Raw genomic sequence first — 13,924 nt, forward strand, 5'->3', positions numbered from 1 at the left:
CCGCCCCCGTCCCCGTCATGGCCGTCGCCAGGAGCGGAACGTCCGCAGCTGCTCCGGTGTGACCACGGCCTCCAGCCGTTCGTCGTCCTGATCGCCGCCGCCCAGTGCCGACAGCAGCCGGCGGGCAGGGGCGTTGCGCGGGGTGCGTTCCGCGGTCAGGCGGACCTTGGCGCAGTCCAGTTCCTCGGCGCGGCCGGCCAGCCATTGCAGGAGGCGTTCCTCGACGCCCCGGCCGAGTGCGCGGCAGCTCATCAGCCAGGCCAGGACGTCGAGTCGGTCGCCCTCGTGGCGCAGGGCGAGGAGGCCGATCTGGCCGTAGTCGCCGAAGCGGTCGCGGGCCGCAGCCGTCCAGACTTCACCATGTTCCCGCCACCGGGCGACGTCGCCGCCGTCGGTGGAGCGGGCGCGGAGGGTGAACTGGTTGGTGCGGCGGACGAGTTGCTCGGCGCGCTGCACATCGGCGTCGGACAGGGCCCGGATGTCGACCTCCAGTTCCAGCCCGTCCAGGAACTCCTCGAAGCCGGCCTGTTCGCGGGCGGCGTCCCGCTCCCGCTCTTCCTCGTAGAACCGCGCTCGCAGCGCGTCCTCGGCCGTCGCCGCCGCCGGGACCAAGGGCCACAACCGGCCCAGGAACGCGGGCAGTTCGGTCGCCGACGGGCAGGTCACCGACAGCACCTGCGGCAACGCGGCGCGCATCTTGGCGATCTCGGCGGGGTTGTCGTCGAGGAACAGGAAGCTGTCCAGGCCGAGGTTGAGCGTGCGTGCCGCGTCGGCGAGGCGAGCCGGTTTCGGGCCCCAGGCGGCGGAGAGCACGCTGAAGTGCTCGGCCTTCAGGGGGCTGTCCGGGCGGTCCAGTACAGCGCGGACGGTGTCCTCGTCGTTGTTGCTGACCAGCACGAGCAGCGCGCCCGCGGCCCGCCACTGCAGGAGCCTGCGGCCGAGCAGGCCTCGCGGGCCGGTCGGGTCCACGGCCTCGGGGCCGATCTCCCCGGCCACGCCGCCCCACAGGGTCTCGTCGCCGTCGACCGCGATCACCTTCGGCGCGGGGCGCCGTACCGCTTGGACGACCTCGGCGAGGCGGAGGGCCACGGCCGCCTGGAAGTGCGGGGTGAACGGGAGGTGGGCCAGGCGTTCGGTCCGCTCGTCGAAGCGCTCCTCGGCGGGGTGGTGGCCGCTGAAGTCGTCGGGGCCGAGCACGGCGATGCCGGGCACGTCGGCCAGCTCGGCGGCGATCTCCTGTTCCCACCGGCTGAAACGGTCCTCGCCCTGTACGGCGGGCAGGAAGCCGACGATCAGCGGTTTACGGCTGCGCTCGGCGACCGCGCGCAGTGCGGCCCGGTAGGCGGTGCGCAGTTCGGCGAGCAGTGCGTCGTCGACCGGGCCGAAGCGTTGCAGGTCCGTCGCCCGCAGGAGGACGACGCCCGCCGTCGTGGCCGGGTCGGCGAACACGCCGGACGGGTCGCGCAGGCTCGCCAGGACGTGGTGGTACGGGGCCTCCGCGACGGTCGTCACGCTGCCGTCCCGTACCGACTCGTCGACCGCCGCCTCGCACATCAGGGGCAGGTTGCCGAGGGCGAAAGTGGCGGCGAGGGCGAGCGTGTGGGATGGCGGCGTGGTGGAGGGCCCCGCTTCCGGGATCTCGGTTGCCGTCGGCGTCGTATCCACCGGTCCTGACCGCGTCTTATCCAGCGGTCCTGTCCGCGTCGTACGGACCGGCCGCGTCGGGTCCCCGGCCGTCTCCGCGAGCAGGCCCAGCAGCTCCTCACCCAGCGCGGAGACCGTCGCCGCGTCCAGGATGTCGAGGTTGTGGTCGAGGCGGATCCGGCCCGCGTCGGGCGTCATGGTGATCATGAGGTCGAGGTCGGAGTAGCCCGTCCCGGCCGGCAGCACCTCCAGGCCGGTCAGCCCGCGTGCGGCGCGTACGTAGTTGAAGTACACCTCCACCAACGGCGCGTTGGCCCGGTACAGGCCTTCTCGGGCCAGCACCGGCAGCACGTCGGAGAACATCGCGCCCTTGGCCAGCAGCCTCTCCAGCCGCCCGTCGGTGCGGCGCAGCACCTCCTCGATCCGCTCCCCCGCCTTCGCCTCGGCGGGGAACGGCACCGGCACGCCGAAGAAGCCCACCGCGTCGTAGGCGTCGGCGTGGATGCGGGTGTCCACGGGCACGGCGAGGACGAAGCGTTCGCGCTCGCGCTTCCTGGCCAGCAGGACGGTCAGGGTGCCGAGGCAGAAGGCGGCGGGAGTCACGGCCAGGCGGCTCGCAGCGGCCGAGATCCGGTCCATGAGCCCGTCGGGGACCGACACGGTGACGCTGCCGGCACGGTACGAGCGGGTCTGCGGGCGAGGTCGGCTCAGGGCCAGGTCGAGACGGGCGCTGCCCTGGAACGCCTCGCGCCAGTCCCCCGCGCCCCCCGCGCCGGCCGACCTCGTGCCCTGCTCGCCGGTCTGTTGAGCCTCGATCAGCAGGTCGATGTCCCGGTTGGTGACGGTGTCGCCGAGCGTGTTGCCGGACAGTTCGGCGTCGATCTCGCCCGCCACCAGCAGCAGCGACTGCAGATCGCTGACGGCGTGGTGGGCGCCGTACACGAGGATCTGGCCGCGGTCACCGCCGTCGAGCAGCTCGAAACGCCACAGGGGCGGGACAGCCAGGTCGAACGGTGGCTCCAGGAGCTCGCGCAGCCGGTCGGCGGCTTCAAAGGCGATGTTTTCCGGTACGACCGTCCATCGCAGCAGCGGTTCCGGCAGTTCGCGGTCCACCCTCAGCTGCCGCCCGCCCTCGGTGGCGGTGACGATGGCGGTGCGCAGGGCCGCGTGCCGTGCGGTGAGGCGGGTGAGGATGCCGGTGAGGGTCTCGCGGGTGGTCGGCGTGGTGAGGCGTACGGCGAGGCCGACGGCGTGGGCCGCGTCCGGCATGCCGGGCTGGGCGCTGCGGAGCAGTCGTACGACGTCGCGGGTCGCGGGGTGCAGTGCGGTCGCCGGAGCCTCGGTCGCGTGCTCCGGCTCTTGCTCTGTCGTTGTCTCCTGTTCAGGAAGCGCCGTTCCCAGGGCCTGGGCGAGGCCGCGGATGTCGGCGGCCGAGAAGACGGTGGCGGTGGGGAGTTCGACGCCGAGCTCGCGGGCGAAGGCGTTGCGCAACCGCACGAGCATGAGGGAGTCGAGGCCGAGTTCCTTCAGTGCCGTGGTCGCGGAGACCTGGACCGCGCCGCCGGAGACCTCGCCGACCCGGGCGCGTACGTATGCCTCCAGGCGTACGGCCCGCTCGGTGTCGGTCGTCGCCGCGAACACCTTCTTGACGAGGTCGTCCGTGCCGGGTGTGCCCGTGGGGGCGGTGATCAGGTCGGCCAGGATCGGGCGGGTGCGGGCCGCGTCGGGGTCGAGGGCCAGCATCTCCCAGTCCAGGGCCAGGGGGGCGAGCTGGCGGCGGGCCGTGGACAGGACGCGGTCGAAGAGTTCGCCGCCGTCCTGCGCGGAGAAGGCGACCAGACCGGAGCGGGCCGTCTCGGCCTCGCGGGCGCCGGACTCCGACACCATGCCCACGCCCGACCAGGCACCCCAGTCCAGGCTCAGCGCCCGCCGGTCCGTGCGGGAGAGGTGGTGGGCCCAGGCATCGAGGAAGGCGTTGGCCGCCGAGTACGGGCTCTGTCCGGCCGAGCCGAGCAGACCGGCCGCCGAGGCGAACAGGATCAAGTCCTCGGCGTCCGGGGTCAGTTCGGTGAGCAGGGTGGTGCCGAGGACCTTGGGGGCGAGGACGCGCAGGACGCGCTCGTCGGTCAGGTTGGCGATCGTGGCGTCGTCGAGGACACCGGCCGCGTGGACGACGCCGGTGATCGGGCCGAGTTCGTGCCGCACCGCGTCCAAGGCGGCGGTGAGGCCGTCGCGGTCGGCGACGTCCGCGCGTGCCAAGTGCACGGTCACGCCGCGCTCTTCGAGAGACCGTATCCAGCTCGCCGCGTCCGCGGAGGGCGCACTGCGGCTCATCAGGGCCAGTCGGCGGGCGCCGCGGCCGATCAGCCGCTCGGCGACGACACGTCCGAGGCCGCCCAGGCCACCGGTGATCAGGTACACGCCGTCCGGGGTGATGGCGCCGTGACCGCCGTCGTCCGGGCGGGTGCGGGTCAGGCGGGGTACGAGGCGTCCGGACCCGCGCAGCGCGACGAGCCGTTCGTCGTCGGCGTGCCGCAACTGGGTCCACAGAGCGTCGGCGCCGCCCGTGGGCGGGAGGTCGACCAGGGTGGTCCTCAGTTCCGGGTGCTCCTGTGCCACTGCGAGGCCGAAGCCCCAGGCGAGCGCTTGCTGGGGGTTCGTCACCTGCATGCTGCCACCACTGTCGCCGGTGTCACTGGTGGCACTGGTGTCACCGGCAGCCTGGCTGCCCCGCGCGACGACGAAGAGGCGGGGCGCCGGGCCCGGCATCCCGTCGGCGAGCGTGCGGACCAGGTGGAGGGTGCTCAGGCAGCACAGCCGCGCCGCCTTCTCCGCCGTATGCGCGTCCTCGATCGCGGGCGCGTCGAGTGCCGACAACTGGACTATTCGCTCGGGTGGTTCGCTCGCGAAGGCCTCGTCGAGGAGGCGGGCCAGGTGCTGCGGTTCGGCCGGGTCGAGGACGTAGCGGCCGGGTCCCTCGGCGGCGAACTCCTCGCCCCTGCGGGCGATCACATACGGCACCGAGGCGCCCAGCCGCTCGACGAACTCGGCGGCCACGCCCGACTCGTCGGCCAGGATCAGCCAACTGCCCCGCGCAGGCGGCTCGTTGGCAAGCGGGCGCGGCTGCCAGCGGGTCTCGAACAGTGCCCCGTCCAGGGGTGAGAGCGCGGCGAGTTCGAACTCCTCGGCTTCCAGGAGCAGTTGGTCCTTCTCGTCGTACAGCCGAAGGTCCAGCGTCGCGGTGTCGCCGGACACGGAGCGCAGCTCGCAGGTGACCCACGCGGGGGTGGTGCGCAGTCCGGTGTGGCGGAGCCGTCGGACCCCGGCGGGGACGAACGCCCGTCCCTGGGGCGCGTTGCCGGGCAGTGCGGCCGTGTGGAAGGCGGCGTCCAGGACGGCCGGGTGGAGGAGATGGCCGGCGGCCGGCTTGTCGGCCAGTCGGGCGAGGGCGGTGGAGCGGGTGCGGTGGCCCGACTCCAGACCTCGGAAGGCGGGGCCGTAGTCGATACCGAGGGCGGCGAGGGCGCCGTAGACGGAGGGGAGGTCGACCTGCTCTGTGCAGCGCGCGCGCAGGGTGGCCAGTGGTTCGCTCGGGTCGACGGCGGGTTCGGTGGGGGTGACGTCGATGCGTCCGGCGACGTGGCGTTCCCAGCGTGTGTGCGGTCCGCCGGCGGCGGGTGCCGAGGCGATGGTGAAGTCCCTCAGGCCGTCGGCGGCGGGGCGCAGGACCAGTTGCAGTCGTGTCGGCCGTGACTCGTCGAGGCGGAGCGGCTGGACGAACCTGACGTCGGCGAGCCGTACGTCGCCGCCGTCCTGCACCGCCGAGGCGGCCTCCAGGGCCATGTCGAGGAAGGCGGCGCCGGGCAGCCACACCTCGCCGGTGACCCGGTGGTCGGTCAGATAGGCGAAGCGGCTGTCGCGCAGGTCCACCTCGCTCTGGAAGATGTGCCGGTCGGTTTCGTCGCTGGCCTCGACGTGGGTGCCGAGGAGGGGTGAGGCGCCGGTCGCGGTGGCCGGGGCGGGTGCGAGCCAGTGGCGTTCGCGGGCGAAGGCGTAGGTCGGCAGGTCGACGCGGCGTCCCGCCGGGAACAGCGTCGGCCAGTCGGGCGTGTGACCGGCCGTGTACAGCTCCCCCAGCCCGCGCAGCAGTACGTCCCGCCCGCCCTGTTGGCGGCGCAGCGAGCCGACGCTCACCCCGTCGATCCCGGCTTCGGCCGCCACCGCCTCGATGGCCGAGCCGAGCGAGGGGTGCGGGCTCAGCTCGACGAAGTAGCGGTGGCCGTCGTCCAGCATGCGCCGGATCGTGTCCGCGAAGCGGACGGGTTCGCTCAGGTTGGCGTACCAGTATGCGGAGTCCAGGCGGTCTCCGGGCACGGGCTCCGCCAGCACCGTCGAGTACAGCGGGGTGCGGGTGTGCGTGCCCCGGATGCCGGAGAAGCGGTCGAGCAGCTCCGCGCGGAGCGGTGCCATGAGCGGGGTGTGCGAGGCGAACGGCGTGGACAGCGGCCGGGCCTTGATCCCCTGCTCGTCGAGGCTTCGGCGCAGCTCGGCCAGTGCGTCGCTGTCGCCGGAGACGGCCGTGGAGTGCGGGCTGTTGACGGCGGCGACGAACAGGCGGTCGGCGTACGGCGCGAGCAGTTCCTCCACTCGGGGGCGCGGCAGGTCCAGGGACAGCATGCCGCCCTTGCCCGCGACCGGTACGACCGCCTGGGCGCGCCCGGTCACCACGGTCACGGCGTCGTCCAGAGTGAGGGCGCCCGCGCTGTACGCGGCGGCGATCTCGCCGAGGCTGTGGCCGGTCACGGCGTCGGGGGTGATGCCGAGCGAGCGCCAGGCGGCGGTCAGCGCCGCGTTCACCGCGAACAACGTCGGCTGCAGATACTCGGTCCGCTCCAGAGGGGAGAACTCCTCCGGTGCCCGCAGCGCGTTGAGCACGGACCAGCCGGCGTGCCGCTGCACGGCGTCGTCGATCCTGGTCAGCTCCTCGCGGAACGCCTCCGACTCGGCCATCAGATCCAGGCCCATGCCGGGCCATTGCCCGCCGTGTCCGGCGTAGACGAAGGCGACCTTGCCGGACTGATCCTCCCGGAGGGGAGGCAACGGAGCCCGCCCGGCCGCCAACTCGCCGAGTACGGAACGCAGTTCCTCCCCGTTCTCGGCGAGGACCGCCACCCGCCGCTCGAAGTGGGTGCGGTGGCGGGCCAAGGTGTGGGCGATGTCCGGGAGCGCGGCGTCGGCGTGCTCAGCGCTGTCGGCTTCGGCAAGGTGGCGGGACAGAGCCGCGGCCTGTCCACGCAGACCCTGTTCACTGCGGCCCGACAGGACGAACAGGCGCTTCCCTGAGGGGAGTTCGCTTGTCGGCACGGGCTCGGACTCCGGCTGCCGGGCTTCCTCGACGATCACGTGCGCGTTCGTTCCGCTGATCCCGAAGGCGCTCACACCCGCACGCCGTACCCGCTCCGCCGACGCAGGCCAGGGCACCGACTCCGTCAGCACGTACAGCCCGCTGTCCGCCCAGTCGACGTGACGGCTGGGTGTGTCGGCGTGCAGGGTGCGCGGGAGGGCCTCGTTGTGCAGTGACTGCACGACCTTGATCAGGCCGAGCACGCCCGAAGCCGCCTGTGCGTGGCCGATGTTGGACTTCAGCGAGCCGAGGTGGAGCGGGCGGCCTTCGGGGCGTGAGGCGCCGAAGACCTCCGCGAGGGCGTTCGCCTCGATCGGGTCGCCCAGGGTCGTGCCCGTGCCGTGTGCCTCCACGTGGTCGATGTCGGCGGGCCGGAGTCCGGACTGCTCCAGGGCGCGGCGGATCACTTGCTCCTGCGCGGGGCCGTTCGGCGCGGAAAGGCCCTGGCTGCGGCCGTCCTGATTGACGGCGGTGCCGCGCAGCACGGCCAGCACCCGGTCGCCGTCGCGCCGGGCGTCGCTCAGTCGTTTCAGTACGACCATGCCGGCGCCCTCCGCCCAGATGGCGCCGTCGGCGGCGTCGGAGAAGGAGCGGCAGCGGCCCGTCGGGGACAGGCCGCGCAGTCGGCTGAACTCGACGAAGGTCTGCGGCGTGACCATCAGGGTGACCCCGCCGGCGAGCGCCAGATCGCACTCGCCCGCGCGCAGCGCCTGGGCCGCCAGATGCACGGCCACCAGCGCCGACGAGCACGCGGTGTCCACCGTCAGCGCGGGGCCGTTCAGCCCCAGCGTGTACGCGAGTCGGCCCGAGGCGACGCTCAGGGCGGAGCCCGTGCCGACGTAGCCGTCCAGTTGGTCGAGCCGGGTGCCGGACAGGTAGTCGCTGCCGAACATGCCGACGTACACACCGGTGGTGCTGCCGGCCAGGGCGGCGGGCACGATTCCGGCGCGCTCCAGCGACTCCCAGGCCGTCTCCAGCAGCAGTCGCTGTTGCGGGTCCATGGCCGCGGCCTCCTTCGGGGTGATGCCGAAGAAGCCCGCGTCGAAGGACTCGATGTCGTCGAGGAAGCCGCCCTCGCGGGCGTAGGACTTGCCGAGGGCGTCCGGGTCGGGGTCGTACAGCGACTCCACGTCCCACCGCCCCGCCGGGAACGGGCCGACCGCGTCCCGGCCCTCCGCGACCAGGCGCCACAGCCCCTCCGGATCGCGCACTCCGCCGGGCAGTCGGCAGGCCATGGCGACGAGGGCCACCGGCTCGTCCGAAGGGGGCGCGGGCGCGGCCCTGTGGCTCGTGCGCCCTGTAGTCGCCAGAGCGCCGGTCAGCAGGTACTCGGCGAGGCGGGTCGGCGTGGGGTGGTCGAAGAGCAGGGTGGCGGGGAGTTTGGTGCCGAGGCGGGCGCTGATGCGGTTGCGCAGGTCGACCGCCGTCACCGAGTCCATGCCGAGGTCGCGCAGCGGCTGGTCGGGGCGGACGGAATCCGCCGAGCGCAGGCCGAGCGCGTGGGCGGCCTCCTCGCGGACGAGGGTGAGGACACGTGCGGCGCGTTCGGGTTCCGGCAGCCGGGCCAGGCGGTCCGCCACGGTGTGGTTGCCGGCCCGGTCGGGGCGGGGTGCGGGGAGCAGGGAGCGCCACAATGCGCCCGTCGGTGCGGCGGCTCGCACCCGGGGCAGGTCCAGCGCCCAGGCGACCAGGTGCGCGGCGTCACGCCGCAGGGACAGCTCGGTCAGCTCGCGGCCCTGGTCGGCGGTGAGGGCGCGGTGGCCGAGGCGTGCCATCCGCTCCAGGTCGGCGTGCTCGGCGGCGAGCCCCTCCCCCGCCCAGGCGCCGAAGGAAACAGACACGCCGGGCAGCCCCGAGGCGCGTCGGTGGTGGGCGAGTTGGTCGAGGAAGACGTTGGCGGCCGCATAGTTGGCCTGGCCCGCGTTGCCGACGACTCCCGCGGCCGAGGAGACAAGGAGGAAGAGGTCGAGCGGGTGGCCGGCGGTGAGCCGGTGCAGGTGGGCGGCGCCGTCGACCTTGGGGCGCAGCACCTGCGCGAGGGCATCGGGAGCGAGCTCGGCGACCACGCCGTCGGCGAGGACCCCGGCGCAGTGGACGATGCCGCGCAGGGGCAGGTCGTCGCCGATACGGGCCAGTACGTCCGCCACCGCCGCCGCGTCGGCGACGTCGCACGCGGCGACCTCGACCTCGACGCCCAGTGCGGTCAGCTCGGCGGTGACTTCGGCCGCGCGGGGGTCGGCGGCGCCCTGACGGGACGTCAGCAGCAGGCGCGGGACACCGTTCTCGGCGAGCAGCAGGGCGATGTGGCGGCCTACCGCACCGAGGCCGCCGGTGATCAGCACGGTGCCGTCGGTGGGGATCGGGGCGGGGCGGTCGGATGGCGCGGGACGGGCCCGTATCAGGCGCGGTGCGAGCAACTCGCCGTCTCGCAGGGCGAGTTCCGGATCATCGGGCTGTGCGAGGGCGGAGAGCAGCGGCGGCTCGTCGCCTTCGGCAGCAAGGTCGAGGCCGAGGTCGAGGTCGAGCAGGGTCAGTCCGAGGTCCGGGTGTTCGGTGCGGGCACTGCGCGCCAGACCCCACAGCACCGACTGCGCGAGCCCCGGGACGGCATCCCCGTCGGCGGCAGCGATCGCGCCGCGCGTGACCCAGATGGTGCGGGTGGGCGCCTCGTCGGGCGGGAGGGAGATCAGCGCCTGCAGATCGGCGAGGGCCGCGGTCGCCAACTCGTGGACCGTGGCGGCCGGTTCGGCGTCAGCCGTCGTCCGGGGCCAGAATCGTACGACGGTGTCGGCGCCCTCGTCGGTGACCTGGACGCCCGCCGCGCGCAGGTCGCGCTCGGCCGCCGCTACTGCGGAGTCCGCCGCGTCTCCGTGCACGGCCCACGCGGAGCCAGGTGTCGCGGCCGGCTTCTCCGGTACGGCCGTCCACGCCACCTCGTACAGGTGTCGCCCGTTCCGCGAGCCGCTGTTCAGGTCGGCCGGGTTCGCGGCTCGCAGGCGTACGCCCTCCAGGCGGCCCGCCGGGAAGCCGTCGGCGTCCCACAGGCTGACGTCCAGGGTGAGGTCCGTGTCCGAGCCACCGGTCCGGCGTACGGACGCGGTCAGGTCCGTCGTGCCGCCGGGTGGCAGGACGCAGCGGGCCACCGCGACCGGCAGCAGGACCCGCTGGTCGCCGGAGTCGAGGGCGGCAGCCACGTGGAGGGCGGCGTCCAGGAGCGCCGGGTGTACCGGGTACGGGTCGACCGCGTCGCGAGCCACGGGAGGCAGCGAGAGGCGGGCCAACAGAGTCCCGTCGCCGGCCGTGACGGCCTGTCGTACGCCCTGGAAGGCCGGGCCGTAGCCGAGGCCGAGGCCGGTCAGGCGCTCATAGGTGTCCTCGCCCCAGGCCGGATCGGCCGTCTCGGGCCACGTCGGAGGCTCATCGGCCGGCAGGGCACCCGACTCGGCGGCGGACGCGGTGGCGTGCAGGGTCCAGTCCGTGGACTCCTGGCCGCGTGGGCGGCTGTGGACCGTGATCTCCGGGACGGTCCCGGCAGTCACCACCTCCACGGACACCTCGACCGTGCCGGTGCCGGGCAGGGTGAGGGGTGACAGGAGGAGCAGGTCGGTGACGTCGGCCGCGGAGTCCGGGCGGGCCACGGCGAGCGCGGCGCGGCAGAGTTCCATCAGGGTGGTGCCCGAGACCACGGTCCGGCCGAAGACGGTGTGGTCGGGCAGCCAGTCGGCGGTCGCCGGGGACCATTCGTTGCGGAAGGTCCAGCGGGTCTCGTCCGCCGACTGGAGCTGGACGCCGAGCAAAGGGTGGGCGGCGCGGTCGAAGAGGCCGGGGGCGGTGGCGGAGGCGGCGGGCTCGATCCAGTGGCGCTGGGCGACCCAGGCGTACGTCGGCAGGTCCGCGGCGGTGGTGTGCGGGACCAGGCGGCGCCAGTCGATCTGCCTTCCGTGGACGTGGAGTTCGGCCGCCGAGTGGTCCAGGCAGGCGGGGCCGTCCTCGTCACGGCGGAGGGATCCGACCGCGACCAGGTCCTCGTCGATGGTGTGCAGGGCGGTGAGCAGGGAGGGGTGCGGGCCGAGTTCGACGAAGCAGCGGTAGCCGTCGGCGACCATACGCTCGACGGTGGGCGCGAAGCGGACGGGTTCGCGCAGGTTGGTGTACCAGTAGTCGGCTTCGTATTCCTCGGTGACCGGCTCGGCCGTGACCGTGGAGTACCAGGCGACGGAGGTGGGGTAGGTCGTGACGCCGTCGAGTTCGTCGAGGATCGCCGTGCGGACGGGTTCGACCTGGGCGCTGTGGGAGGCGTAGCCGACGTCGAGGCGGCGGGCGAAGACCTGTCGGCGGTCGAGTTCGGCGAGCAGGTCCTCCACCGCGTCCACGGCACCGGCGATCACGGTCGAACGTCCGCTGTTGACGGCGGCGACACTGATCCGGCCGTCGTGGCCGGCGAGCAGGGCCTCGACCTCGGTGTGCGGCAGGGCGACGACGGCCATCGTGCCGGAGCCGGACAGCTCGGTCAGGGCCTGGCTGCGCAGGGCGACCACCGCCGCCGCGTCGTTGAGGCTGAGCGCCCCGGCGACGCACGCGGCGGCAACCTCGCCCTGACTGTGCCCGACGACCGCGTCCGGCCGTATGCCGCGAGCCCGCCATACGGCGGCGAGCGACACCATCACGGCGAAGAGCGCCGGCTGGACGACGGCAACGCGGTCCAGGGCCGGGGCGCCCGGGTCGCCGCGCAGGACCGACGTCACGGACCAGTCGGTGAACGGGCGCAGAGCAGCGTCGCAGCGGTCGAGTTCGTCGGCGAACACCGGGTCGCGGTCGAGGAGATCGCGCGCCATGCCGGCCCACTGGGCTCCTTGCCCGGGGAAGACGAACGCCAACTTGCCTGCGGGGGCGGACTGTTGAGGGCCGACGATCAGGTCGGTGCCGCTGCCGCTGCCGCTGTCGGTGTCGGTGTCGGTGTCGGTGTCGGCGGGCTGGGGCTCGGTGAGTGTGCGCAGCGCGGTGAGCAGTTCGGCGCGGTCGCTCGCCCGGACGACCGTTCGGTGCTCGAAGTGGGTGCGGTGGTGGGCCAGGGTCGCCGCCACGTCCGGAAGCGGCAACTCGGGCCGCTGCTCGAAGGTTTCGAGGAGGCGGCCGGCCTGGGCCCGGAGCGCGGGGAGGGTGCGGGCGGAGAGCGGGAAGAGGGTCGTGGCGGGGAGGTCGCGGGGCGGCTGCGGCTGTTCCTCGGGCGCTTCCTCCAGCACGACATGGGCGTTCGTGCCGCTGATCCCGAAGGCGCTCACCCCGGCGCGCCGCACCCGCTCGGGGTCCCGCGGCCAGGCCTTGGCCTCGCGGACGACGCGCAGACCGCTGTGCGCCCAGTCGATGTGCTCGGTCGGGGTCTCGGCGTGCAGGGACGCCGGTATCCGTTCGTGGCGGAGGGCCAGTACGGTCTTGATGACGCCGGCGATGCCCGCGGCGGCTTGGGTGTGCCCGAGGTTGGACTTCAGGGAGCCCACGCAGAGGGGCCGGTCGGCGGGGCGGTCCGGTCCGAAGACGGCAGCCAGAGCCCGTCCCTCGATGGGGTCGCCCAGCCGGGTTCCCGTGCCGTGCGCCTCGATGTGGTCCACATCGTCCGGCCGGAGCCCGGCGGTGTCGAGGGCGGCGCGCAACACCCGTTCCTGAGCAGGGCCGTTGGGGGCGCTCAGGCCCTGGCTGCGGCCGTCCTGGTTGATCGCCGAACCCTTGACGACCGCGAGGATCCGGTCGCCGTCGCGGCGTGCGTCCGCGAGCCGCTTCAGCAGCACCACGCCGCAGCCCTCGGCCCACACCACGCCGTCCGCGTCGGCCGAGAACGGGCTGCACCGCCCGGACGGCGACAGTCCGCGCAGCCTGCTGAACTCGACGTGCCCACGCGGCGTCACCAGCAGCGTCGCGCCGCCCGCCAGGGCGAGGTCGCACTCGCCGCCCGCCAGCGCCCGCGCCGCCAGGTGAAGGGCGACCAGGGAGGACGAACAGGCGGTGTCGACGGTGACCGCCGGCCCCTGGAGGCCGAGGGTGTAGGCGATACGGCCGGACGCCACGCTGGACGCCGAGCCGGTGCCTACGTGCCCGTCGAGCTGGTCCAGGGCGGCCGAGGCCAGGTATCCGCTGTCGTAGAGGCCGATGTAGACACCGGTGGAGCTGCCGTTCAGTGTGTCCGGGACGATCCCGGCGCGTTCGATCACTTCCCAACTGGTCTGGAGCAGCAGCCGCTGCTGTGGGTCCATGGCCGCTGCCTCGCGCGGTGAGATCCCGAAGAAGCTCGCGTCGAAGCAGTCGATGCCGGAGAGGTAGCCGCCGCGCAGGGAGTAGGCCTTGCCGGTGGCCTCCGGGTCGGGGTCCTGCAGCCCTTGCGTGTCCCAACGGCCCGCCGGTACCTCGGTGATGGCGTCCTCGCCGGCCTCGAGCAGCCGCCACAGCGCCTCGGGGTCGTCGGCCCCGCCCGGGAGGCGGCAGGCCATGGAGATGATCGCGATGTCGTCGTCGGCCCGCGCGGGCGTGCCGTCCGGAGCCGGAACCGCTGCCGGGGTACGAGCGGGCGCGCCACCGAAGACCGCGTCACCGAAGACCGCCTCGTCGAACACCGCCTCGGCGAGCGCCGCGATGGTCGGGTGGTTGAAGACCAGGGACGGGTCCAGGGCCCGGCCGGTCAGCGCGGACAGCTCGGCGGCCAGCGTCACCAACTGCCGTGATCCCAGTCCGAGTTCGGCGATCGGCCGGTCCGGGTCGACGGCCGTCGGGGCGAGCCCGGCCGCCTCGGCGACGGCCGACTCCAGCCAGGCCCGCACGCCCTCGGAGGTCGTGAGGGACGGCTCGGGGGACTGCTTCGGGGACTCGTGCGCAGGCATGTAGACA

Annotated in this window: 1 protein-coding gene; it reads right to left on the bottom strand. The window is 73.7% G+C overall.

Annotated elements, in window-relative coordinates; genetic code table 11:
* Positions 1–15: 15 nt before the first annotated feature.
* Positions 16–13,917 (bottom strand): type I polyketide synthase, encoded by a 13,902-nt coding sequence (locus ADL12_RS36635; RefSeq protein WP_062710763.1) that lies wholly within the window; start codon positions 13,915–13,917, stop codon positions 16–18.
* Positions 13,918–13,924: the final 7 nt, after the last annotated feature.

This window comes from Streptomyces regalis (assembly GCF_001509475.1).
Lineage (GTDB): Bacteria > Actinomycetota > Actinomycetes > Streptomycetales > Streptomycetaceae > Streptomyces > Streptomyces regalis.